This window comes from Streptomyces sp. NPDC047974 (assembly GCF_040653375.1).
Classification (GTDB): Bacteria; Actinomycetota; Actinomycetes; order Streptomycetales; family Streptomycetaceae; genus Streptomyces.
Window position 1 is genome coordinate 97855 of record NZ_JBEZNU010000025.1, and the last position, 22274, is coordinate 120128.

Consider the following 22274-nt stretch of genomic DNA (forward strand, 5'->3'; position numbering starts at 1 on the left):
GCCGTCGTTATCCTGGAGTTCACTGCGACGGGGGTGGCGGGTGGACAGAGAGCTGTACGGCCGCGAGGCGGTCCTGGATCCTCGCGGACTGGCCGCGCGGCTCATCGGGCTCGGGCCGAACGGCCAGGGGCGGGTGCCCTTCGAGCACGGCGACGACCCGCCCGTCACCGTCTTCACCGGCGGACGCGGCATGGGCAAGACCGTGCTGCTCAAGGAAGTCCGCAACCGCTACCGCGACTTCACCCCGCTCGCCCTGCTCGACTGCGCCCACGTCGAGGAGCCGGCCGACCACGGGGCCGGCTGGTCCCCGGTCACCGGCGCGCTCGCGGAGCTCTCGGTGCAGCTCGGGCGGAAGGCCGACGCCGTCAGAGCCGTACCGTTTCCGCGGCTCGCGCTCGGGCTCGTCGCCGTCACCTCGGTCGGCTGGACGCGGGAGGACGACGAGCGGGCCCGCCGCGACCTGTTACGCCTCGGGCCGCTGCTCGCCACCGTCGACGCCGGGCGCGCGGCCGCCGCCGCCTGGGTCGGCCGGGTGCTCGCCAAGCTCGCCGGCACCGCCGCCGAGGCCGGCGCTCCCTTCGCCGGGCTCGTCGCGGAGGCCACCGTCGAGACGGTCGTCGACGAGTTCTTCAACCGCTTCAAGAAGGCGCCCGAGGAATGGTTCGGCGGCTATCGCAACGCCGGCGGGCGCGGCCGGGCCGGCCTCCAGCAGCTCGCCGTCGACTTCGCGCAGGGCGGGCCGCGCCGCGAGGAGGCCGAGGCCTTCCTCGTCCTCACCCTCACCGAGGACCTGCTCCGCGCCTACACCGGGCTGCGCCGCGGCAGCCGCGTCGGAAGACCCCTGATCCTCCTGGACAACGCCCACGAGCTCGTGGGCCGCGCCGTGGTCGAACCGATTCTGCGGGCCCGCTCCGACGGCCGCCGCGACCACACCGTCGTCCTCGCCGCCTCCCGGCTGCGCGAGCACGAGGCGCTGCGCCACGCCACCCGCCTCCGGCTGCCCGAGACCGCCCACCAGGCCCCCTGCCCGCGCACCGGGCGGGTCGGCTCCGGCCTCCTCGCCGTCGAGCTGACCCCGCTCACCCCCACCCAGACCCGCGCCGCCTTCGACCGCCACGACCCGGCCGGCAGCGCCCCCGCCACGCTCTCCCGGGCCGTCCACCGGCTCACCGGCGGCCGTCCGCTCGGCGTCGACCTGCTCGCCCGCGCGGCCGGCGAGACCCCGGCCGCCGACCGCGCCCGCCTCACCCCCGGCGGGCTCCTGGACCGGACCGTGGAGCTCCGCGAGGACGCCGCGCCCCTGCCCGTCGCCCCCGCCCTCCTCGCCGCCCTGCTGCCGGTGCCCCGACCGGGGCCGTACGCGGTCCTCGCCGCCGCCCACGACGAGGACTCCGCCCGCCGCCTCGCGCAGGCCCGGCTCGCCGCCGAGTCCCTCGACGGCGACGTCGCCCTCCGCGTCCGCGACCGGCTCCGCGCCGAGCACTGGACCGACCACCCCGGCCACTTCGTCGGCGACCCGCTGCTGCGCTCCCTGCTGCTGCACCGGCTCCGCTTCGAGGACGCCGACCATCCGCAGTACTCGGCCTGGCGGGCCGTCCACGAGACCCTCCGCCGCCACTACGGACCCCAGCCGGGGCCGCACCGGCTCCACCACGACCTGGCGCTCGGCGACACCGCCGAGGCCGTCGCCCACCTCCGGCTCACCTTCCCCGGCCCCGACGTCCTCGGCTGGCTCGGCCTGCTGCGGTTCGTCGCCGCCGCCCCCTACCCGCGCGAGCGGGGCCGCACCGGCCCCGACCCGCGCCGGGCCGTCGCCCTCGGCCAGGAGGCCGCCCCGGCGCTGCCCGACGGGCTCGGCCCCGACGCCGCCGAACTGCACCTCTCCGTACGGCGGCTGCTGCACGCCGTATGGCTGCTCACCGATCCGCTCGCGCTGCCCGACGAGGAGGTCGCCGCCCGGCTCGCGTACGAGCTGCGCCGGCTCTCCGGCCGTCACCTCACGGGCAGCGGTCCACTGTGGGACGCGGCCGGGCACTGGCCGCGGGACATCCGCGCCTGGCGGGAGCTGTCGCTGCCGCCCGGGCGCGAGGACGGAGTCTGACGCGATGTTCGACCGGCTGCGCCGCCGCTTCTTCTGGACGCCCCGGCAGAAGCTCCTCACCGTGCTCCTCGCGACCGCCCTCGTCGCCGGCCTCGGCGGCTGGGGCCTGGTGCGGCTCCTCCAGCCGGAGGACCGTTCCTGCGCCGCCGGCGTGGAACGGCCCTCCGGCAGCGGGGAGTGCGTCGGCGTGAACGGGGACGGCCACGCCTTCGGCGTCCCCGCCCTCGCCGCCATCACCGGCGCCATCGGGCGCGAGAACGCCACCCTCAAGGCCGGCGAGTACGCCACCGTCGCCGTGCTGCTCCCGATCACCGCCACCGACTCCGGCACCCGGGAGAAGATCCTCCGCGAACTCCAGGGCGCGTACGCCTACCAGTACCGGGCCAACCACGAGTCGAACAGCGAGACCCCGAAGATCCGGCTCGTCCTCGCCAACACCGGCAACAGGAACGCCCACTGGCGCACGGTCGTCGACCGGCTCGTCACCATGACCGGCGCCCCCGACCGGCTCCGCGCCGTCTCCGGCGTCGCGACCTCCTCCGCCGAGGTACGGGAGGCGGTCACCGCCCTCACCGGCGCGGGGATCGCCGTCGTCGGCACCACCATCACCGCCGACGACCTCGCCAACGGCCCCGGCCGCGACCGCTTCCCCGGCCTCGCCCGGGTCTCCCCCACCAACAGCGACGAGGCCCGGGCCCTCGCCGACTTCGGCCGGGTCGACGCGGCCCGCGCGATCCTCGTCCAGGACTCCCGCACCGGCGACCACTACATCGACACCCTGCGGACCGCCTTCGCCGAGTCCCTCAAGGGCGCCCCCTACGAGCCGCAGCTCTACACCTCGCCGAAGGACAACACCGAGGAGGGCACCACCGCCAACACCTTCCGCCAGATCACCCACCTGATCTGCGACACCCGCGCCGAGACCGTCTTCTTCGCCGGCCGCCACACCCAGCTGCGCCAGTTCATCAACGCGCTCGGCTCCCGCGGCTGCGCCGACCGGGCCTTCACCGTCCTGACCGGCGACGAGGGCTCGTACCTCGGCGCCGACGAGAAGCTGAACCGCGCGGCCCTCGGCAAGAAGCTGACCGTCCGGTACGCCGCGCTCGCCCATCCCGACGCCTGGAGGCCCGCACCGGGCAGGCCGGTGCCGACGACCGGCGGCTCGGTCGTCGCCTTCCAGACCTTCCTCACCGACATCGCCCGCGCCGACCCCCGGCCGATCCCGCTCCGGGACGGGCAGGCGATCATCGCGTACGACGCGATGGCGACGGCCGTCCACGCCATCCGCCAGGCCACCCCCGCGAACGCCCCCTACCCGGAGCTCGCCGACGTCGGCACCCAGTGGCCGCAGGTCAAGGGCTCGCTGCGGGTCCAGGGCGCGAGCGGCTGGATCTGCCTCGACAACCACGGCAACCCGTACAACAAGGCCGTGCCCATCGTGGAACTCGCCGCCGACGGCACCCAGCGCTTCGTCCAGACCGCCTGGCCCGAGGGCGAATCCCCGGCGACGAGCTGCCTGCCGCCGAAGAAGGGATAGACCGCGTCCCCTACGGCACCCACTTGGGCCAGCGCGCCGTGTCCTGGGCGTACAGCTCGCGCAGCTCGCTCCAGCGGCCGGTGGTCCACTGCCGCCAGTCCGTCGGACGGCCGTCCAGCGCGTCCCGCAGCCGCTCGAAGTGGTCGTGCCAGCCGGCCAGGCAGTCGAGGAGCAGGTCCCGGTCGCCCCGGAACTCGTTGGTGAAACGCAGCACGGTCGACGCCCCGCCGGCGTCCGGTTCCAGATGGAACCGGATCCGTCCGTGCGGGGCGTCGACCGTGTACTCGGCCACGTGGTCGGGGTCCCAGGCGGTCACCCGCCCGGAGACCTCGGTGTCGCCGTTCAGCCAGCGGAGGGTGACCCTCCCGTCCAGCCTCGGCTCCAGCGGGTCCGCCGCGCAGAGCCAGGAGGGCAGCCCCTCCGGCGAGGCGACCTTCTCCCACACCACCGCCTGGGGGTGCGGCAGCTCGATCACGTACCGCAGCAGGTGCGTGTCGCCGTCGTGGGTCTCGCTCCTGCCCCGGGGTATCTCGCTCATACCTCCAGCGTGGCCCCCCGAGGGGGGCCGTGCCAGCTCAGACGCCGGCGTAGGAGTGCTTGCTGCTGACGAAGATGTTCACGCCGTAGTAGTTGAAGAGGAAGCAGCCGAAGGCGATGAGCGCGATGTACGCGGCCTTGCGGCCCTTCCAGCCGGCCGTGGCCCGGGCGTGCAGGTAGGCGGCGTAGCCGACCCACGTGATGAAGGACCAGACCTCCTTGGCGTCCCAGCCCCAGTAGCGGCCCCACGCGTCGCCGGCCCAGATGGCGCCCGCGATGATCGTGAAGGTCCAGAGCGGGAAGACGGCGGCGTTGACCCGGTAGGAGAACTTGTCGAGGGAGGCGGCGGAGGGCAGGCGCTCCAGGACGGACCGGGCGAAGGACCCCGGCTCGCCGCCGTTCGCGAGCTTGTTCTCGTACGAGTCGCGGAAGAGGTACATCAGGGTGGCGACGGCGCCGAGGTAGAAGACGGCGCCGCAGAAGATCGCGGTGGAGACGTGGATCCACAGCCAGTACGAGTCGAGGGCCGGGACCAGCTGGTCGCTCTCGGTGTACAGCCAGGTGGTGGCGACGCCCAGGTCGAGCAGGACCGTCGTCACCAGCGGGAGGCCGATCCAGCGGACGTTCTTCTTCGCCAGCAGGAAGGCGAGGTAGGTGCCGACCGCCACCGTGGAGAAGGTGGTGGAGAACTCGTACATGTTGCCCCAGGGGGCGCGCTGCACGGCGATCGCGCGGCTGACCACGCCCGCCGCCTCCAGGGCGAAGGCGAGGACGGTGAGCGAGACGGCGATCCGGCCGTACAGGTCGCCCTTGACGGTGCCGCCGGCGGCGCCGGGGCCGTCGGGGACGTCACGGGTGCCGGCGGCGGCCCGGGTGACGACCTTGGGCCGGTCCAGGACGGTGGTGCCGCCGGCCCCTTTGACCTGGACGGTCACCTTCGCGGCCTCGGCGGCCGGCTGCGTCAGCGCGGCGGCCGTGCGGCCGACCTTGCTGCGGCTGCCGAGCACCCACTCGGCGATGTGGGCGAGGAAGGCCAGGGTGTAGACGGCCATCGAGGAGTAGACGAGCGTGTTGCTCATCTGCGCCAGGCTCTCGTTGGTCTCGGCGGCGAGGATCACTTCTCGACCCCTTCTGATGCTTCCGCTTCTGCTTCGGCGGGTTCGGATGCGGCGGATTCCGGTGCGGCGGGTTCGGGCGCCGGGGGCGCCGTGGCGGTGAGCGCGACCGCGAGCTCGGCGAGCTCCTCGGGCAGCTTGGCGGACTCGCTGCGGCCGAGGCCCGCCATCTCGACGACGGTCCTGCCGTCCTCGCCGCGGACGGCGCGGACCCAGACCCGGCGCCGCTGGATGAAGAGCGAGCCGGTGAGTCCGGCGATCGCGGCGACCGCGCCGGAGAGGGCGAGGCCGTTGCCCGGCTGCTGGGAGACCTGGAAGCTCGCCCACTCCTTGATCTCCTTCTCGAAGGTGATCGAGCCGGCGCCGTCGGGCAGCGTCATGGTCTCGCCGGGCCGCATCCGCTGGGCGACCCCCGTGCCTCCGGCGACCTTGAACTGGGTCATCTTGGAGGTGTCGAGCTGGTACACGTTCTGCGGCAGCCCGGAGTTGACCCGCAGGTCGCCGCGGTAGCCGGTGAGGGCCATGACGGGGAAGTCGAGCGCGGGGAACTGGGAGAACATGTTCCCCTGCCCGGCGCCCGCGAAGGTCGGCACGAAGAAGGCCTTGAAGCCGAGCTGTTCCGCCTTGCCGTTCTTGTCGCGGTAGCCGTCCATCACCTTGATCGCGCCGGTGGAGGTGATGTTGTTGTCGATCGGCAGCAGCGGGACGGCGCCGCGGAAGACGACCTTGCCCCTGCCGTCCTTGACGGTGACGACCGGCGCGTAGCCGTGGGCGATCAGATAGACCTTGGAGTCGCCGACCTTCAGCGGCTCGTTGACCCGGATGACCGCCTTCTCGTCCTTGCCGTCGCCCCGGGTGTAGGTGACGGCCGCCTCGAAGGTGCGGGGGGTGCCGCGCTGCGGGCCGCTCTTCTCGTACGTACCGGTGAAGCCGTCCAGGGTGAAGCTGAACGGCTCCAGCTCGTCGACGCCGAACTGGGAGCCGGACTTGAAGTCGTCGTACTGGGTGAGCGTGTTGGAGAAGCCGTCGCCCTCGACGACCAGCTTGCCGCCCTCGGACTTGAAGAGCTGGCCCCAGGCGAAGGCCACCAGCATCACGATCAGCGCGAGGTGGAAGAGGAGGTTGCCCGCCTCCCGGAGGTAGCCCTTCTCGGCGGCGACCGCGTCACCGGCGGTACGGGCCCGGAAGCGGCGGCCCTTGAGGACGGCGAGGGCCGCCTCGCGGACCTCCTCGGGGTCCGCCTCGGTGCGCCAGGTGGTGTACGCGGGCAGGCGGGTCAGCCGCTTGGGGGCGCCCGGCGGCAGGCCGCGGAGCTGGCCGACGAACTGCCAGGTGCGCGGGACGATGCAGCCGATGAGGGAGACGAAGAGCAGGATGTAGATCGCGGAGAACCACACCGAGCTGTAGACGTCGAAGAGCTGGAGCTTCTCGTACAGCGGCGTCAGGGTCTCGTGCGCCTGCTTGAAGTCGGCGACCTTCATCTCGTCCGCGCTGGTCTGCGGGATGAGGGAGCCGGGCACGGCGCCGAGGGAGAGCAGGAAGAGCAGGATCAGCGCCACCCGCATGGAGGTGAGCTGGCGCCAGAACCAGCGGATCCAGCCGACGACCCCGAGGGTGGGGCCGCCGATCGTCTCTTCCCGGGGGGCGGTGGAGAGGTCGGCACCGGCCGCGTCGTCACCGGCCGTCCGCTCGGTGTCCGCGGCGTCGGTCGCGTCCGTCGTGTCTGTCTTGCTCATGGATCAGATTCCCACCGTGAAACCGCTGGACCAGCCCTGCATCGTGGAGACCATGCTGTCCCAGACGCCTGTGAGGAGGAGGACACCGGTGACGATCATCATGCCGCCGCCGATCCGCATCACCCACACGTAGTGCTTCTTGACCCAGCCGAACGCGCCGAGCGCCTTGCGGAAGGCGATGGCGGCGAGGACGAAGGGGACGCCGAGGCCGAGGCAGTACGCGAGGGCCAGTATGGCCCCGCGTCCGGCGCTGGCCTGTTCGAGGGCGAGCGCGTTGACCGAGGCGAGCGTCGGGCCGATGCACGGCGTCCAGCCGATGCCGAAGAGCGCGCCGAGGACCGGGGCGCCGACGAGGCCGGCGACGGGCTTCCGGTGGAAGCGGAACTCGCGCTGGGTGAACCACGGCATCAGCCCGGCGAAGAAGAGCCCCATGGCGATCATGAAGATGCCGAGGATCGTGCTCAGCGTGGAGCTGTACTCCTGGAGCGTGGCGCCGAAGTAGCCGAAGAGCGCGCCGCCGGAGACGAAGACGGCGGTGAAGCCGAGGACGAAGAGGAGGGCGCCGGCGGTCATCCGGCCGCGGCGGCTGTCGGCGAGGTCGGTGCCGGAGACACCGGTGACGTACGACAGGTAGCCGGGGACGAGCGGGAGCACGCACGGCGAGAAGAAGGAGACCAGGCCGGCCAGGAGGGCGACGGGGACGGCGAGCAGGAGGGCTCCGCTGGTGACGGTCTCGTTCACCGGCTCACTTCTCCTTGAGGAGCGGGTCGATCATGGACCGCAGCTTGGTCTCGTCGACGGCCATGAGCGCGCGGGCGGCGATCTTGCCCTCCTTGTCGAGCACGACGGTGGAGGGGATGCCCTTGGGACTGAGGGTGCCCTTGGGGAAGCCGAAGAGGATGAGCTTGCCGTCCCGGTCGTAGAGGCTCGGGTAGGAGATCTTGTACTCCTCCTCGAAGGCCAGCGCCTGCTGCTTGTTGGCGTCGCGGGTGTTGAGACCCACGAAGGCGACGTCCTCGCCCTTCAGGTCCTCGGCGGCCTTGGCGAAGTGCGGGGCCTCGGCGCGGCAGGGGCCGCACCAGGAGCCCCACACGTTGAGGACGACCACCTTGCCCTTGAGGTCGGCGACGTCGAGCTTCTCGCCCTCCAGGGTCTCGCCGGCGATCTGGTTGATCCCCTCGCGCTGGCCCTTGGGGACGGTGGAGATGCCGCCCTTGCTGGTGACGAAGTTGGTGTTGCCGCCACCGGAGGTGCCGTTGTCGTCGCCACCGCAGGCGGAGAGCACGAGGGCGGCGGACAGCGCGCCGACGGCGGCGAGGGCGCGTCGGGAGGCAGGACGGAGGCCACGGCTAAGGCTCATGTGAAAAGTTTCGCATGGGCGTTTGGGGGATCTTGGGCACCCCCCTACGTGCCCGTAACGCCCCTTGTCAAGATCGCCTAAGCGGCTGTGAGATAGGTGCTCCACCCACCGGCCGGCTTCCGCCCCACGTCGAGGGTACGCAGTCGGGCCAGGATCGCCGGGTCCTGGACGTCCATCCAGTCGGTGAACTGGCGGAACGACACCAGTCGGACGTCCTTCTTCCCGGCCATCGCCTTGAGCGCCTCCTCGACGGCGTCCATGTAGATGCCGCCGTTCCACTGCTCGAAGTGGTTGCCGACGAAGAAGGGGGCGCGGTTGGACTCGTACGCGCGCGTGAAGCCGGCGATCAGCGCGTCGGTGGCCTGCTTGCGCCAGCCGGGATAGCGGGAGGGCATGCCCTTGGTCGAGTTCTTCGACTGGTTGGCGAGGATGTTGTAGTCCATGGAGAGGACCTCGAAGGAGTGCCCGGGGAAGGGCACGGCCTGGAGCGGGAAGTCCCAGATGCCCTTGCGCTTGACGGGCCAGGTCTGGCGGCCGCCGGGCGAGCTGGCGTCGTAGCGCCAGCCGAGGCGCTTGGCGGTGGGCAGCAGGTTGTCCTGGCCGAGGAGACAGGGGGTGCGGCCGCCGACGAGCTCCTTGGAGTAGTCGAAGGGCAGCGGGTCGAGGTCGGTCCAGCCGCTGTTGGTCTTCCACTCGGTGACGAACTTCATCGCCTGGTCGATCTCGCTCTGCCACTGGGCCGGGGTCCAGTTGCCGACGGAGCCGGATCCGCCGCAGAAGTGGCCGTTGAAGTGGGTGCCGATCTCGTGTCCGTCGAGCCAGGCCTGGCGGACGTTCTTGAGGGTGTCCTTGATGTGCTCGTCGGTGAGGTAGCCGATGTCGGAGGCGCCGACGCGGTTGTTCGGCGGGCGGTAGAGGTCCTTCTTGGACTCGGGCAGCAGGTAGATGCCGGAGAGGAAGAAGGTCATGGCCGCGTCGTGGTTGCGGGCCAGTTCGAGGAAGCGGGGGAAGAGGCCGTTGCCGACCTCGCCGGCGCCGTCCCAGGAGAAGACCACGAACTGCGGCGGGGTCTGGCCCGGTTCGAGCGGGACGGGGGTGTCGGGCTGGTGGGGCTGCTTGCCGGTGTCGGCGGTGGAACCGTCGCCGATGAGCCGGACGTCGTCCTTGGTCGGGGCGGGGGTGGCGGCGTCGCCGCCGGTCGTGGGGGCACCGCCCTTGTCCGGTCCGGAACTTCCCTTGCCGCCCTGGTCCTTGTCGCTGCACCCGGCGACCCCGAGCGCGGCCGCCGCTCCTACACCCGCTCCGAGAAGGCCCCTTCGACTGATCCCGCGCATGTCATCCCCATTCGCGCTGTTGTGTGACCGAAACATCATCCAAACCGACAATGAGTGAGATGCGGGGAGGAACACGGAGGTTCCGGTCACTCGCACAAAAATTTCAGGGCGGCCGGAGAGGAACCTCTCTCCGGCCGCCCTGACGACGTCGTTTCGACGATGTCGCTTTGACGATGTCCAGTCAAGCGGGTGGGGTCGGGTGCGGGCTACGCCCCGAAGGCCTTCTGCCTGCCCTTCACCGGCTTGGCACCGGCCCGCAGGTGCACCGGCACCAGATCGATCGCCGGCTCGCTGTACCCGACGGAGACGATCTTGTCGCCCTTGTACGTGAACGAGGTCAGCGAGGCCAGCGTGCACTGCCGGCGCCGCGGGTCGTGCCACAGCCGGCGCCGCTCCACGAAGGACCGCACGATCCAGATCGGCAGCTGGTGGCTGACCAGCACCGCCTCGTGCCCGCGCGCCGCGTCCTTCGCCGCGTCCAGCGCGCCCATCATCCGCACGACCTGCTCGATGTACGGCTCGCCCCAGGACGGCTGGAAGGGGTTCGTGAGGTGCTTCCAGTTCGCCGGGCGGCGCAGCGCCCCGTCGCCGACGCCGAAGGTCTTGCCCTCGAAGACGTTCGCCGCCTCGATGAGGCGTGAGTCGGTGGCCAGGTCCAGGCCGTGCGACTTGGCGATCGGGGTGGCCGTCTCCTGCGCCCGCTCCAGCGGGGAGGCGACGACATGGGTGACGTCCCGCTCGGCCAGCGACTCGGCCACCCGGTCGGCCATCTGCCGGCCCAGCTCGGAGAGGTGGTAGCCGGCCCGGCGCCCGTACAGCACGCCGTCCGGGTTGTGCACCTCGCCGTGGCGCATGAGGTGGACGACGGTGATGTCCGCCGCGCCCTTCACGTCCTCGCTCGCGCTCATGCCGTGGCCTCCGCGGCGGCACGGGCGGCGGCGGGCAGCGCCGCGGCGATCCGCTCGATCGCGCGCTCGTCGTGCGCGGCGGAGACGAACCAGGACTCGAAGGCCGACGGCGGCAGGTAGACGCCGTCCGCGAGCATCGAGTGGAAGAAGGCGTTGAAGCGGAAGGCCTCCTGCCGCTTCGCCTCGTCGTAGTTCCGCACCTCGTCGGCGGTGAAGAAGACCGAGAACATGTTGGACGCGGTCTGCAGCCGGTGCGCCACGCCCTCCTTGGCGAGCGCGCCGGTGACCAGGCCCTGGATCTCCTTCGAGACCGCGTTCACCTTCTCGTACGCGGCCTCGTCGAGCAGCCGCAGCTGCGCGAGCCCGGCGGCGGTGGCGATCGGGTTACCGGAGAGCGTGCCCGCCTGGTAGACCGGGCCGGCCGGCGCGAGGTGCGCCATGACGTCGGCACGACCGCCGAACGCCGCGGCCGGGAAGCCGCCGCCCATGACCTTGCCGAAGGTCAGCAGGTCGGCCTTGACGCCGTCCACGCCGTACCAGCCGGCGCGGCTGGTACGGAAGCCGGTCATGACCTCGTCGGAGATGTACAGCGCGCCGTTCTCCCGGCACAGGTCCGCGAGGCCCTGGTTGAAGCCGGGCAGCGGCGGGACGACGCCCATGTTGCCGGGCGAGGCCTCGGTGATCACACAGGCGATCTCGCCCGGGTGCGCGGCGAACGCGGCCCGGACGGCCTCCAGGTCGTTGTAGGGCAGCACGATCGTGTCGCCGGCCTGGGCGCCGGTCACGCCGGGCGTGTCGGGCAGGCCGAGGGTGGCGACGCCGGAGCCGGCGGCGGCAAGCAGCGCGTCCACGTGCCCGTGGTAGCAGCCCGCGAACTTGACGACCTTCGCGCGCCCGGTGAACCCGCGGGCGAGCCGGATCGCGGACATCGTCGCCTCGGTTCCGGAGGAGACCAGGCGCACCTGCTCGACCGGCTCGACGCGGGCCACGATCTCCTCGGCGAGCGCCACCTCGCCCTCGCCGGGCGTACCGAAGGAGGTGCCGCGGGCCACCGCGGCCTGCACGGCGGCGGTCACCTCGGGGTGCGCGTGGCCGAGAATCATCGGCCCCCAGGAGCAGACGAGGTCGACGTACTCGCGACCGTCCGCATCCGTGAGGTACGGACCGGTGCCGGACACCATGAACCGGGGCGTACCGCCCACAGCCCGGAAGGCCCGCACCGGTGAGTTCACGCCGCCGGGCGTCACAAGGGACGCGCGGTCGAAAAGCGTCTGTGAGACTGGGGCTTCGTATGAATACGACACAACGATCCTGACCTGCGAGTACGACGTCTGGTACGGAGGGACGGTGTGGGCACCCTGTGCGTCACGCCGGGGCGGCCTGCCGCCGCGTCTGCGAAACTGTGGCGACAGGGACCTCATGGGGTTGGCTCACGGGAACCATGGTGTCAGAGGCGGCGGCGTTTCTTGCGGACAGGTGTTTCACCGCAGTGACGCGGGGGAGGTCACTGACACGATGATCGGGTTGCGCGGCGGGGTCGTGTTGCCGAGAAAAAGCAGTCGGGTGGAGATATGCATCGCGGTGGCGGACCGGGCGAGGGGACGGACGACCTGGGTCCGGAGCCTGTCCGGCGGGGGAGGCACCGGCGCCGGCGGGCGGAGGACCCGGCCGCGCCGGACAATCGCGCATCCCCCGAGCAGCCCCCTGCGGACCCGCCCCTGGGGAGCCGCAGCTTGGCGGTGACCTACAAGTACTTCGGCGCGCCGGACGGCGCCACGGCGGCCCGCGTCCCGATCTCGATGCGCCCGGAGGAGCTCGGCGGCGACGAGCTGGGCATGGGCGGCATGTTCTCCAAGATCAAGCCGGAGACGATAGCGGCGATGGTCCTCACCGGCATCCAGGGCCTGCCGCTGCACAAGGTCCCCCCGCTGGAACTGGTCGTCCTGCACCCCGACTACGCGGTGGTGAAGCTCCCGACGACCGTGGTCGACCCGCTGCGCGCCATCGGCGAGGAGTCGGTCGGCGCCGCCGCCTTCATCTGGTCCACCGTCCCCGACCGCGGCGGCCCGCGCGACGCCTTCGACGTCTACCAGCTCCTCCACGAGTGGCAGGACTTCTCCGTCCGCCTCCACGAGGCCGGCCACCAGCCGTACTGCCTGGTCTGGCCCTGACGGCTGGCTCTCTCCGCGTTTCCGACCGTCATAGCGCCTGAAATTAGGACGAATCGGATCTAATGCGTGGAGGTTGGTTCCCAGGCGCCATACGAGGAGGACCCTGTCGTGACCCGAGTGACCGGCTTCACCGGAATGACCGGAGCGACTGGAGCGACCGCAGCGACCGGAGTGCGCCCGTCCGCGGCCCGCATGCCCGGCGCACGGACCGCGGTGGGCGAGCCCATGCAGATCTCCGAGGTCGCCGCCCGCACCGAACTCCCCCTGCGCACCATCCGGCAGTACGAGGACTGCGGCCTGGTCGTCCCCTCGGCCGCCTCCCCGGGCGGCTTCCCCCTCTACACGGACGCCGACGTGACCCGGCTGATGGTGATCCGCCGCATGCAGCCGCTCGGCTTCGGCCTCGACGAGACGCGTGAGCTCCTCACCTCGGTCGACCGCCTCGCCGCCGACCTCCCCGGCACGGACGGCGAACTCGAACCGGACGAGCGCGAGCTCCTGGTCGCCCGCGTCCGCCGCTACGAGGAGGCCGCCGCCGCCCGCGTCGCCGACCTCCGCCTCCAGCTGACCCGCGCCGAGGAGTTCGCCGCCTCCCTCCGCTCCCGCCTCACCTCCTGAGACGGCGACGGGCCACGGGCGACAGGGAGGCGGGGGCGGGGGGCGGAGGTCAGGGCCGCGCGGCTCGGACGGGGGCGCGCGGCTCGGACGGGGCCGCGCGGGTCGGACGGGGCGGGCGGCTCGGATGGGGCGGGCACGGGCCCCGGGGGACAGGGGCCCCGGGGGACCGGGGCTCGGCGGGACCCGGTTCAGGGACGCGGGGTCTCCGCGAGGGCCTGGGCCAGGGCGTGGAAGAAGCGGGCGTAGGCGGCCGGGCTCGGTGGGGTCTCGGGGTTCCACGGCAGCAGTCGCGCACCGGCCGGCAGCCGCTCCGGTCCCTCGGGCCGGCTCGCGTGGGCCCGGCTGTCGTACAGGACCAGCGCCGGGGCGAGGTCGAGGGCCCGCTCCCAGCCGGTGGTCAGCCAGTTCGCGCCCGGCCCCGGCCCCGGGTCGAGCAGCCGGACCCCGAGCCCGGCCAGCCGCGCCAGCTCCGGCCAGGCCACCGGACGCGCCAGGTGGACCTGCTCGGCGCCGCCGCCGGAGAGCGCCAGCGCCGCGCCCCCGGCTCCGGCCGCCGCGGCCGCCTCCCGCACCGCCTCCTCCGCCTCCGCGAGCACCCCCGCGCCGTCCAGCCCGTGCTCCGGCGCCCCCAGCGCCGCCCCCAGCTCCCCGAACCGGCCGATGATCGCCGGCAGACTCAGGTCGTTGCCGACGGAGAGCGCCACCAGCGGCACGCCCAGCCGCCCCAGGAGCTCCTCGTCCACGGCGTACGGGCTCTTCCCGTCGTACGTGACGTCCACCACCAGCTCCGGCCGCAGCTCGCGCAGCCGCTCCTCGTCCAGCGCCCGCCCCGGCCCCAGGTACGGCACTCCGGCCGCCGCGAGACCGCCGTCCTTCGCCGGGTCCGGCTCCGCCCCGTCATGCCCGGAGCCGTACACCGCGAACGGCGTCACCCCCAGGTCGAAGAGGGCCGCCCCGGCCCGCACGTAGGCGAGCACCCGTGTCGGCCTCGCCGCCGCCTCCGCCTCCACTCCCCTGTCGTCCGTGAAACCCCATCCGCGCACCCCAGTTCCGGACATGCGGCTGCTCCCTCCCGGCCGGAATCTGCCTCCGCCGCCACCTTCGAACGGTTCCCCGTTCGGCACAAGAGGGCCTCCCGGAGCGCGCCGCCCGCCCCGGCCGCCCCGGGACTTTGGTCCCGGCCCCCCTGCCGAAAGTCCCCCACCGTGGTGTTAACTGAACGGGTCGGGAGGAAGCAGTAGGAATCGCCTGTGCCGCCGTGCCCGCACGCCCCCTGCCGGCGCGTGCGCCGTGCGCCGGCCTCCTCGCCCTGGAGTGAACGTCATGTCCGTGCCCGGCCAGTTCTCCGACCCCCGTGCCCTCACCCTCTTCGCCGTGCTCGCGGTCGCGACGGGCGTGTGGCTGGTGACGGGTCTGCGCGCCCGCGCCCGCCGGATCCGCTCGCTGACGCCGCTGGACCGCGTCTGGCACCCGCAGGAGTCGGTGCCGCTGACCCCGGCGGAGGAGCTCGCCTTCGGCCGGGTCGTCTCCCGCCTCTCCCTCACCTCCTCCGGCCGCCTGCGCTGACGGCGCCGCCCACGCCTCGACCCGCTTCCGCGTCTCCGCGGGCCGCCGACGCACGATCCACTGTTCTCGAAGGCAAGGTGCATGTCGTCGTCCGCCATGGACTCGACGCAAGAAGATCTCCCCGGCCCCGTCTGGGAAAAACGCGTCGGATCCCCGACCCGTCCCGGACCCCGCCCCCTACGGGCTGCTCGGGCCAAAGCCCGCCCGACTCCCCGCCCGACTCCCCGCCCGACTCCCGGCCCGACTCCCCGCCCAGGAGCCGGGCCCGAGCGCCGCCCTCGCATCGGCCCGCCTGTCGGTGCCGTGTCGTACGGTGCGCCCATGACCGACTCCCCCGCGCTCCCCGAGCCGTCCGCGACCACCGGGACCGCCGCCGCATCCGTACGCCTCGAAGCCTGGTCCGAGGAGGACGCCGGGCTGCTGCGGGCGCTGAACGCGCCGGAGCTGATGGGGCACCTGGGCGGGCCGGAGACCGAGGAGCAGCTGGTCCGCCGCCACCGTCGGTACGTGGACCTGAGCGCCGACACCACGGGCGCGGGCCGGATGTTCCGGGTCGCGCTGCTGCCGGAGGAGCGGGTCGCGGGCAGCATCGGCTTCTGGACGTCGCAGTGGCGGGGCGAGCCGGTGTACGAGACGGGCTGGGCGGTCCTGCCGGGCTTCCAGGGGCGCGGTGTCGCGACCCTGGCCACGCGCTCGGTGGCGGAGCGGGCCCGGGCCGCGGGGCTCCACCGCCATCTGTTCGCCTTCCCGTCGGTGGAGAACGCCGCGTCGAACGCGGTGTGCCGCAAGGCCGGGTTCGAGCTGCTCGGCGAGGAGGACTTCGAGTACCCGCCGGGCCGGCCGATGCGCTGCAACGCCTGGCGCCTCGACCTGGGGGCTACCGGGGGTCGGTGAGCGGCCGGACGAAGTGGAAGGCCACGATGTCGAAGCGCTCGCGCAGGTAGAAGCGGTGGGCGTCGGTGCGCTGGGTGCCGGAGTCGAGGTTGAGCTCGTGGCAGCCGGCGGTGCGGGCGTGGCCGTCCAGGTGGGCGATGAGCGCGTGGCCGACGCCGGTGGAGCGGACGGCGGAGGCGGTCACCAGGTCGTCGACGTACAGCTTGCTGATCGAACTGGTGTTGTGGACGAGCCGCCAGCCGGCCGCGCCGACGCACCGGCCGTCCTCGTCGTAGGCGGCCGTGAAGCGCAGGCCCTGGGCGTGGCCGCGCTCGTACACCTCCCGGAAGAGGGCGGGCGTGAGGTGCGGGCGCAGTTCGAGGAGGACCGGCAGGAGATCGCTCTCCAGACGCGGGTCGCCGGGCTCGAGGTCGATGATCTTCATGCAGGGGACGGTAACCCAGCCCCCAAGGCTCTGTCGTGGCCGTGACCACCGTGGTCGCGGCCACCCCGGTCGCGGCTCCGGCCGTCCCCGGAGACACGGCGTCGCGGCTCCGGCCGTCCCCGGAGACACGGCGTCGCGGCTCCGGCCTCCCCGGTGCCACGGCGTCGCGGCGCCGCCCTCCCCCGGCGCCACGGCCCGGAAATCCCTGGCCCGCCGTCCGTGCCCGGTGCGATCCTGTCCCCGTGAACGGACCGGAGATCCAGATCAGTTTCGCGCCCGGCCTCGCCGTCTTCGTCGCCGCCGAGCGGCGCTCGGGGCGCACGGCCGTGGTGACCGACGGTTTTTCCTCGCTGGGCCATGTCGTCGAGTCCCTCGGCGTCCCGCTCACCGAGGCGGGCCGGCTTCTGGTCGACGGCCGTCCGGTGGCCGCCGCGCACGTGCCCGCCGCAGGCGAGACCGTCGAGGTCGAGGACGTCGACCGCCCCCAGCCGGTGCCCGGCGCGCCCCTCCGGTTCCTGCTCGACGTACACCTGGGCACCCTGGCCCGGCGGCTTCGGCTGCTGGGCGTCGACGCCGCGTACGAGAACGAGGACATCGGCGACCCGGCGCTCGCCGCGCTCTCCGCCCGGGAGCGGCGGGTCATGCTCTCCCGCGACCGCGGGCTGCTGCGCCGCCGCGAGCTGTGGGCCGGGGCGTACGTGTACAGCGACCGGCCCGACGACCAGCTCCGTGACGTCCTGGAGCGTTTCGCGCCGACCCTGGCACCGTGGACCCGCTGCACCGCCTGCAACGGGCTGCTCACCGACACCGGCAAGGACGAGGTGCGCGAGCGGCTGGAGCGTGGCACCGAGAAGACGTACGACGTCTTCGCGCGGTGCGAGGAGTGCGACCGGGTGTACTGGCGGGGCGCGCACCACGCCCGCCTGGAGGCGATCGTCGACGAGGCGGTACGCGAGTTCGGCGCCGCCGCCTCGTAGGTACCGCCGCCTCGTAGGTACCGCCGCCTCGCAGGTACCACTGCCTCGTGGGTACCACTGCCTCGCAGGTACCGCCGCCTCGCAGGTACCGCCCCCTCGTGGGTACGCCCGTCTCGTAGGCGCCGCCACGGTTCAGCAGGCCCTCGGCGGCCTCAGGGCGACTCGGCCGTGAGGTAACGCTGCACGGTCGGCGCCAGCCAGGCCACCACCTCGTCGCGGCTCATCTCGGCGGCCGGGGGGATGCGCAGCACGTAGCGGGCGAGCGCCATGCCGAGGATCTGGGAGGCGACGAGCGCGGCGCGGGCCGGGGCCTCATCGGGCTTCGGGCAGACGCCGAGGGCGACGGGGCCGAGCTGCGCCCCGAAGATCGCCTGCATGCGGGCGGCCCCGGCCTCGTTGGTGACGCCGACTCTGAGCAGTGCGGTGAGGACGTCGTCGCGCTCCCAGCGGTCGAGGAAGTGGTTCACGAGGACGGCACCGATGTGCCGGGAGGGCAGTGCGCCCAGGGGCGGCAGGGCCAGGTCGATCTCGGAGGCGGCGGCGAAGAGCCCCTCCTTGTTCCCGAAGTAGCGCATGACCATCGACGGGTCGATCTCTGCGTCGCGTGCGATGGCCCGGATCGTGGCGCGCTCGTACCCGTCGGCGGCGAAGCGCTCGCGGGCGGCCTCCAGGATCGCGGCCCGCGTGGTGTCGGAGCGGCGTGCGGTCGTCATGCCCACAACTGTAGGCCAACAGGTGTTGACACGTCACGCGGAGTGGCCCTACCGTTGCCAACAAGCGTAGGCCAACAAGCGTTGACCCATCGGAGGCAGCCATGCGCACCACCGAATCCCACCCGGCCGACACCACCACCGAGCCCCTCGGCGCCGACGTCGTCGTCATCGGCGCCGGCCCCACCGGACTGCTGCTCGCCGGCGACCTCGCCGCCGCCGGCCTCGCCGTCACCCTCGTCGAGCGCCGCCCCGCCGGCCGCTCCAACCTCACCCGCGCCTTCGGCGTGCACGCCCGCACGCTGGAACTGCTCGACACCCGCGGCCTCGCCGACGCCCTGGAGGCCACCGGCACCCGGCTGAACCGCATGCGGCTCTTCGGCAACCTCTCTCTCGACCTCAGCCGCCTCCCCTCCCGCTTCGACCACATCCTCATCACCGCCCAGTACGAGGTCGAGCGCCTCCTCGAACAGCGCGCGGTCGACGCCGGCGTCACCTTCCGCCACGACACCTCCCTCACCGCCCTCCGCCAGGACGCCGACGGCGTCACCGCCGAACTCACCGGCCCCGACGGCACCCCCCTCACGCTCCGCGCCCGCCACCTCGTCGGCACCGACGGCCACCGCAGCACCGTCCGCACCGCCCTCGGGCTGCCCTTCCCCGGCACCAGCGTCATCCGCTCGATCGTCCTCGCCGACGTCCGGCTCACCGAGGAACCCGCCGCCTCCCTGACCGTCAACGGCACCGGGGACACCTTCGCCTTCATCGCCCCCTTCGGCGACGGCTGGTACCGCGTCATGGGCTGGGACCGCACCCGCCAGGTCCCCGACAGCGAGCCCATCGAGCTCGACGAGGTCCGCGACCTCGCCCGCCGCGCCCTCGGCACCGACCACGGCATGCACGACGCCCGCTGGATGTCCCGCTTCCACAGCGACGAGCGTCAGGCCCCGGCCTACCGCGTCGGCCGCGTCTTCCTCGCCGGGGACGCCGCCCACGTCCACTCCCCCGCCGGCGGCCAGGGCATGAACACCGGCCTCCAGGACGCCGCCAACCTCTCCTGGAAGCTCGCCGCCGTCCACCGCGGCGAAGCCCCCGACCCCGAGGCCCTCCTCGACAGCTACCAGACCGAGCGCCACCCCGTCGGCACCATGGTCCTGCGCAGCAGCGGCGCCCTCATCCGCCTCGCCATGGCCCACACTCCCGCCACCCGCGCGCTGCGCGCCGTCGCCACCACCGTCCTGGGCGTCCTGCGTCCCGCCTCCGCCAAGGCCCTCGGCATGATCAGCGGCATCGGCATCGGCATCGCCTACGCCCCCGTCCCCGGCGGCGGCCGCGCCTCCGGCCGTCGCGCCCCCGACGCCCGGCTCCGCGAGGGCCGGCTCCACGAACTGCTCCGCGCGGGCGAGTTCGTCCTCGTCGCCCCCGAGGGCGCCACCCCGGCCCTGCCGCCCTCCGCCCCGACCGGCGCGGCCCGCGTCGTACGGGCCACCTGGACGGACCCCGCCCGCCGGACCGCGGTCCTCGTCCGCCCCGACGGATACGTGTACTGGAGCAGCCGATGAGCACCCCGGCACCCCTGGCGGGCACCTCAGAAGACGTACGGGTCCCCGGTGGCGAGGACCAGCACCCGGTGCCGGTCGTTGAAGGAGTTCCGGTCGGCCCCACCGGCCCGCCAGGCCGTGCTCACGTCGACCGTCAGCTCCTGCGGCCGGCCCACGGTCCTCAGGTCCAGCGCCAGCTCACCCGCCGCCCCGCCGCCGGACAGCGCGCCCGTCCGGCAGGACACCACCCGGGCGCTGCTCCACAGACACCCCGGAGGCAGCTCCTGGCCGCCCGCCATGGGCGCGGAGAAGGCCAGCCGGACGGTGGCGTCCGCGACGTCGGACGGCCCGTGGTTCTCCGTCACCAGCCACACCCCGACCCGCCCGTCCCACAGGGAGACATGACCGTGGTGGGCGAGATCCGCCTCGGCCCCGGCCGCACCGGCGACCACCTCGGCACCCACGTCACCGGCCCCGCCACCACCCGCGTCACCGGTCCCCTCACCGGTCGCCCCGGCCGTCGTCCCGGCACCCAGCACCACGAGCGCCGCCAGCACGGCCCCGAGCACACCCTTCGACATCGCATGCATAAGGCAAAAATACCCACAGATCATCCCACCGTCTGACAATCCGTCAGCCCGCGTGTCCCCCGAGGGCGCTGACCCGCCGCCTATCCTGGCCACGACACCGACCGACCACCTGTGCGAGGAGCCTCCGCCATGTCCGCCCCCATCGCCGTCATCACCGGAGCGAGCAGCGGCATCGGCGCCGCCACGGCCCGGCAGCTGGCCGCCGCCGGCTACCGCGTGGTCCTCACCGCCCGCCGCAAGGACCGCATCGAGGCCCTCGCCGCCGAGATCACCGAGGCCGGCCACCAGGCCACCGCGTACGCCCTCGACGTCACCGACCGCGCCGCCGTCGACGAGTTCGCCACCGCTTTCCGCACCCTCGCCGTCCTCGTCAACAACGCCGGCGGCGCCCTCGGCCTCGACCCCGTCGCCACCGGCGACCCCGAGGACTGGCGCCGCATGTACGACGTCAACGTCCTCGGCACCCTCCACATGACCCAGGCCCTGCTCCCCGCGCTCACCGCGAGCGGCGACGGCACCGTCGTCGTCCTCTCCTCCACCGCCGGCCACTCCACCTACGAAGGCGGCGCCGGCTACGTCGCCGCCAAGAACGGCGCGCGCGTCCTCGCCGAGACCCTCCGCCTGGAGATCGTCGGCACCCCGGTCCGCGTCATCGAGATCGCCCCCGGCCTGGTCAAGACCGAGGAGTTCGCCACCACCCGCTTCCGCGGCGACACCGACCGCGCCGCCAAGGTCTACGCCGGCGTGGCCGAGCCCCTCACCGCCGACGACGTCGCCGACACCATCACCTGGGCCTGCACCCGCCCGCCGCACGTCAACATCGACCTCCTGGTCGTCCGCCCCCGCGCCCAGGCCTCCAACACCAAGCTCCACCGCGAGCCGTAGGCGGCGGGCACGGCGAAGGGCCCCGGCGCAGCGCACCGGGGCCCCTCCCACCGAGCCGTCCTAGCCCTTCACGCAGATGACCTGCTTGAGCTTGGCGACGACCTCCACGAGGTCGGTCTGCTGCTCGATGACCTTCTCGATCGGCTTGTACGCACCCGGGATCTCGTCCACGACGCCGGAGTCCTTGCGGCACTCCACGCCCTGCGTCTGCTCCTCCAGGTCCCGGGTCGTGAAGCGCTTCTTCGCCGCGCTCCGGCTCATCTTCCGGCCCGCGCCGTGCGAGGCCGAGTTGAACGAGGCCGCGTTCCCGAGGCCCTTCACGATGTACGAGCCGGTGCCCATCGAGCCCGGGATGATGCCGAACTCGCCGGAGCCGGCCCGGATCGCGCCCTTGCGGGTCACGAGCAGGTCCATGCCCTCGTACCGCTCCTCCGCCACGTAGTTGTGGTGGCAGGAGATCACCGGATCGAAGGACACCTTCGCCTTCCGGAACTCCTTGCGGACGACCTCCTGGAAGAGCGCCATCATGATCGCGCGGTTGTACTTCGCGTACTCCTGCGCCCAGAAGAGGTCGTGCCGGTAGGCCGCCATCTGCGGGGTCTCGGAGACGAAGACCGCGAGGTCCCGGTCGATGATCCCCTGGTTGTGCGGCAGCTGCTGCGCCACGCCGATGTGGTGCTCGGCAAGCTCCTTGCCGATGTTCCGCGAGCCCGAGTGCAGCATCAGCCACACCGCCCCGGACGTGTCCACGCAGAGCTCCACGAAGTGATTGCCGGAGCCGAGCGTCCCCATCTGGAGCGCGGCCCGATCGCGGCGGAACTTCACCGCGTCCGCCACCCCGTCGAAGCGCGACCAGAAGTCGTCCCAGCCGCTCGTCGGGAACTGGTAGAGCCGCTTCGGGTCGATCTCGTCACGATGCATGCCCCGGCCGACCGGGATCGCCTGCTCGATCTTCGAGCGGAGGCGGGAGAGGTCGGCGGGGAGGTCCTCGGCCGTCAGGGAGGTCTTCACCGCGGACATGCCGCAGCCGATGTCCACACCGACCGCCGCCGGGCAGACCGCGTCCTTCATGGCGATCACCGAACCGACCGTCGCGCCCTTGCCGTAATGCACGTCGGGCATGACCGCGAGGCCCTTGATCCACGGCAGCGTCGCCACGTTCCGCAGCTGCTGCATCGCGCCGCCCTCCACCGTGGAAGGATCGGCCCACATCCGGATGGGCACCTGCGCACCCGGTACCTCTACATACGACATACTTCCTCGATTCCCC

22 protein-coding genes are annotated in these 22274 nt (G+C 72.9%); 9 read left to right on the forward strand and 13 right to left on the reverse strand.

Going from position 1 to position 22274, the window contains the following annotated elements:
• The first annotated feature begins 40 nt into the window (after window positions 1–40).
• Entirely contained in the window at window positions 41–2101 is a 2061-nt protein-coding gene (locus tag AB0E19_RS29475) for a hypothetical protein (protein WP_362185229.1), read from the forward strand.
• Window positions 2102–2105: 4 nt separating this feature from the next.
• Complete coding sequence (locus AB0E19_RS29480) at window positions 2106–3638, forward strand: hypothetical protein (RefSeq protein ID WP_362185230.1); 1533 nt, start codon at window positions 2106–2108, stop codon at window positions 3636–3638.
• Between the two features lie 10 nt (window positions 3639–3648).
• Here the strand turns inward: AB0E19_RS29480 and AB0E19_RS29485 are convergent, their stop codons facing one another.
• The 8 genes from AB0E19_RS29485 to hemL form a co-directional block, all read right to left on the reverse strand.
• Window positions 3649–4176, reverse strand: coding sequence for an SRPBCC family protein (locus AB0E19_RS29485; RefSeq protein ID WP_362185231.1), 528 nt, complete (start codon window positions 4174–4176; stop codon window positions 3649–3651).
• A gap of 37 nt (window positions 4177–4213) precedes the next feature.
• Window positions 4214–5293, reverse strand: coding sequence for a c-type cytochrome biogenesis protein CcsB (gene ccsB / locus AB0E19_RS29490; protein WP_362185232.1), 1080 nt, complete (start codon window positions 5291–5293; stop codon window positions 4214–4216).
• Window positions 5290–7026: a cytochrome c biogenesis protein ResB gene (locus AB0E19_RS29495; RefSeq protein WP_362185233.1), complete on the reverse strand. Its 1737-nt coding sequence runs from the start codon at window positions 7024–7026 to the stop codon at window positions 5290–5292. Before AB0E19_RS29495 ends, ccsB begins: the two co-directional genes overlap by 4 nt.
• Before the next feature lie 3 nt (window positions 7027–7029).
• Window positions 7030–7767, reverse strand: coding sequence for a cytochrome c biogenesis protein CcdA (locus AB0E19_RS29500; protein ID WP_362185234.1), 738 nt, complete (start codon window positions 7765–7767; stop codon window positions 7030–7032).
• A 4-nt stretch (window positions 7768–7771) separates the two neighbouring features.
• The gene (locus tag AB0E19_RS29505; protein ID WP_362185235.1) at window positions 7772–8386 is read right to left on the reverse strand and encodes a TlpA disulfide reductase family protein; all 615 of its coding nucleotides are present in this window, start codon (window positions 8384–8386) and stop codon (window positions 7772–7774) included.
• A gap of 77 nt (window positions 8387–8463) precedes the next feature.
• Window positions 8464–9720 (reverse strand): hypothetical protein, encoded by a 1257-nt coding sequence (locus AB0E19_RS29510; RefSeq protein WP_362185236.1) that lies wholly within the window; start codon window positions 9718–9720, stop codon window positions 8464–8466.
• Between the two features lie 206 nt (window positions 9721–9926).
• On the reverse strand, window positions 9927–10628 hold the full coding sequence (locus tag AB0E19_RS29515) for a histidine phosphatase family protein (RefSeq protein WP_362185237.1): 702 nt from the start codon (window positions 10626–10628) through the stop codon (window positions 9927–9929).
• Entirely contained in the window at window positions 10625–11932 is a 1308-nt protein-coding gene (hemL, locus tag AB0E19_RS29520) for a glutamate-1-semialdehyde 2,1-aminomutase (protein ID WP_362185238.1), read from the reverse strand. The genes AB0E19_RS29515 and hemL overlap by 4 nt, the downstream gene beginning before the upstream one ends.
• A gap of 267 nt (window positions 11933–12199) precedes the next feature.
• Between hemL and AB0E19_RS29525 the strand changes: the two genes are divergently transcribed.
• Together AB0E19_RS29525 and AB0E19_RS29530 are read left to right on the forward strand one after the other, a co-directional pair.
• Window positions 12200–12799 (forward strand): hypothetical protein, encoded by a 600-nt coding sequence (locus tag AB0E19_RS29525; RefSeq protein WP_362185239.1) that lies wholly within the window; start codon window positions 12200–12202, stop codon window positions 12797–12799.
• Window positions 12800–13024: 225 nt separating this feature from the next.
• Entirely contained in the window at window positions 13025–13417 is a 393-nt protein-coding gene (locus tag AB0E19_RS29530) for a MerR family transcriptional regulator (protein ID WP_362185256.1), read from the forward strand.
• A gap of 188 nt (window positions 13418–13605) precedes the next feature.
• Here the strand turns inward: AB0E19_RS29530 and AB0E19_RS29535 are convergent, their stop codons facing one another.
• On the reverse strand, window positions 13606–14475 hold the full coding sequence (locus tag AB0E19_RS29535) for an ABC transporter substrate-binding protein (protein WP_362185240.1): 870 nt from the start codon (window positions 14473–14475) through the stop codon (window positions 13606–13608).
• Between the two features lie 265 nt (window positions 14476–14740).
• Between AB0E19_RS29535 and AB0E19_RS29540 the strand changes: the two genes are divergently transcribed.
• Window positions 14741–14983 carry a hypothetical protein gene (locus tag AB0E19_RS29540; protein ID WP_362185241.1) on the forward strand — a complete coding sequence of 81 codons (243 nt, stop codon included), beginning with the start codon at window positions 14741–14743 and terminating at the stop codon, window positions 14981–14983.
• Between the two features lie 321 nt (window positions 14984–15304).
• Window positions 15305–15877, forward strand: coding sequence for a GNAT family N-acetyltransferase (locus AB0E19_RS29545; protein WP_362185242.1), 573 nt, complete (start codon window positions 15305–15307; stop codon window positions 15875–15877).
• Here AB0E19_RS29545 and AB0E19_RS29550 read toward each other — a convergent pair.
• Complete coding sequence (locus tag AB0E19_RS29550; RefSeq protein WP_362185243.1) at window positions 15861–16301, reverse strand: GNAT family N-acetyltransferase; 441 nt, start codon at window positions 16299–16301, stop codon at window positions 15861–15863. The two genes, AB0E19_RS29545 and AB0E19_RS29550, sit on opposite strands and share 17 nt — an antisense overlap.
• 242 nt (window positions 16302–16543) lie before the next feature.
• Here AB0E19_RS29550 and AB0E19_RS29555 point away from each other — a divergent pair, with 242 nt between their 5' ends.
• On the forward strand, window positions 16544–17278 hold the full coding sequence (locus AB0E19_RS29555) for a Mut7-C RNAse domain-containing protein (RefSeq protein WP_362185244.1): 735 nt from the start codon (window positions 16544–16546) through the stop codon (window positions 17276–17278).
• A 152-nt stretch (window positions 17279–17430) separates the two neighbouring features.
• Here the strand turns inward: AB0E19_RS29555 and AB0E19_RS29560 are convergent, their stop codons facing one another.
• Window positions 17431–17991 (reverse strand): TetR family transcriptional regulator, encoded by a 561-nt coding sequence (locus AB0E19_RS29560; protein ID WP_362185245.1) that lies wholly within the window; start codon window positions 17989–17991, stop codon window positions 17431–17433.
• Between the two features lie 101 nt (window positions 17992–18092).
• Between AB0E19_RS29560 and AB0E19_RS29565 the strand changes: the two genes are divergently transcribed.
• Window positions 18093–19550, forward strand: coding sequence for an FAD-dependent oxidoreductase (locus tag AB0E19_RS29565; protein ID WP_362185246.1), 1458 nt, complete (start codon window positions 18093–18095; stop codon window positions 19548–19550).
• Between the two features lie 26 nt (window positions 19551–19576).
• Here AB0E19_RS29565 and AB0E19_RS29570 read toward each other — a convergent pair whose 3' ends face one another.
• A complete protein-coding gene (locus tag AB0E19_RS29570; protein WP_362185247.1) occupies window positions 19577–20110 on the reverse strand; it encodes a hypothetical protein in 534 nt (177 codons plus the stop codon).
• A gap of 138 nt (window positions 20111–20248) precedes the next feature.
• Between AB0E19_RS29570 and AB0E19_RS29575 the strand changes: the two genes are divergently transcribed.
• A complete protein-coding gene (locus AB0E19_RS29575; protein ID WP_360609538.1) occupies window positions 20249–21004 on the forward strand; it encodes an SDR family NAD(P)-dependent oxidoreductase in 756 nt (251 codons plus the stop codon).
• A 60-nt stretch (window positions 21005–21064) separates the two neighbouring features.
• Here AB0E19_RS29575 and AB0E19_RS29580 read toward each other — a convergent pair whose 3' ends face one another.
• A complete protein-coding gene (locus AB0E19_RS29580; protein WP_362185257.1) occupies window positions 21065–22258 on the reverse strand; it encodes an RtcB family protein in 1194 nt (397 codons plus the stop codon).
• Between the last annotated feature and the right edge of the window lie 16 nt (window positions 22259–22274).

What these genes read in the sequence shown, in the direction of transcription:
- AB0E19_RS29565 (WP_362185246.1), top strand. Translation starts at nt 18,093, where the DNA reads ATGCGCACCACCGAATCCCACCCGGCCGACACCACCACCGAGCCCCTC.
- AB0E19_RS29580 (WP_362185257.1), bottom strand. Translation starts at nt 22,258, where the DNA reads ATGTCGTATGTAGAGGTACCGGGTGCGCAGGTGCCCATCCGGATGTGG.
- AB0E19_RS29485 (WP_362185231.1), bottom strand. Translation starts at nt 4,176, where the DNA reads ATGAGCGAGATACCCCGGGGCAGGAGCGAGACCCACGACGGCGACACG.
- AB0E19_RS29575 (WP_360609538.1), top strand. Translation starts at nt 20,249, where the DNA reads ATGTCCGCCCCCATCGCCGTCATCACCGGAGCGAGCAGCGGCATCGGC.
- AB0E19_RS29530 (WP_362185256.1), top strand. Translation starts at nt 13,025, where the DNA reads ATGCAGATCTCCGAGGTCGCCGCCCGCACCGAACTCCCCCTGCGCACC.
- AB0E19_RS29510 (WP_362185236.1), bottom strand. Translation starts at nt 9,720, where the DNA reads ATGCGCGGGATCAGTCGAAGGGGCCTTCTCGGAGCGGGTGTAGGAGCG.
- AB0E19_RS29495 (WP_362185233.1), bottom strand. Translation starts at nt 7,026, where the DNA reads ATGAGCAAGACAGACACGACGGACGCGACCGACGCCGCGGACACCGAG.
- AB0E19_RS29505 (WP_362185235.1), bottom strand. Translation starts at nt 8,386, where the DNA reads ATGAGCCTTAGCCGTGGCCTCCGTCCTGCCTCCCGACGCGCCCTCGCC.
- AB0E19_RS29480 (WP_362185230.1), top strand. Translation starts at nt 2,106, where the DNA reads ATGTTCGACCGGCTGCGCCGCCGCTTCTTCTGGACGCCCCGGCAGAAG.
- AB0E19_RS29550 (WP_362185243.1), bottom strand. Translation starts at nt 16,301, where the DNA reads ATGAAGATCATCGACCTCGAGCCCGGCGACCCGCGTCTGGAGAGCGAT.
- AB0E19_RS29515 (WP_362185237.1), bottom strand. Translation starts at nt 10,628, where the DNA reads ATGAGCGCGAGCGAGGACGTGAAGGGCGCGGCGGACATCACCGTCGTC.
- AB0E19_RS29560 (WP_362185245.1), bottom strand. Translation starts at nt 17,991, where the DNA reads ATGACGACCGCACGCCGCTCCGACACCACGCGGGCCGCGATCCTGGAG.
- AB0E19_RS29540 (WP_362185241.1), top strand. Translation starts at nt 14,741, where the DNA reads ATGTCCGTGCCCGGCCAGTTCTCCGACCCCCGTGCCCTCACCCTCTTC.
- AB0E19_RS29525 (WP_362185239.1), top strand. Translation starts at nt 12,200, where the DNA reads ATGCATCGCGGTGGCGGACCGGGCGAGGGGACGGACGACCTGGGTCCG.
- AB0E19_RS29535 (WP_362185240.1), bottom strand. Translation starts at nt 14,475, where the DNA reads ATGTCCGGAACTGGGGTGCGCGGATGGGGTTTCACGGACGACAGGGGA.
- AB0E19_RS29570 (WP_362185247.1), bottom strand. Translation starts at nt 20,110, where the DNA reads ATGTCGAAGGGTGTGCTCGGGGCCGTGCTGGCGGCGCTCGTGGTGCTG.
- AB0E19_RS29545 (WP_362185242.1), top strand. Translation starts at nt 15,305, where the DNA reads ATGACCGACTCCCCCGCGCTCCCCGAGCCGTCCGCGACCACCGGGACC.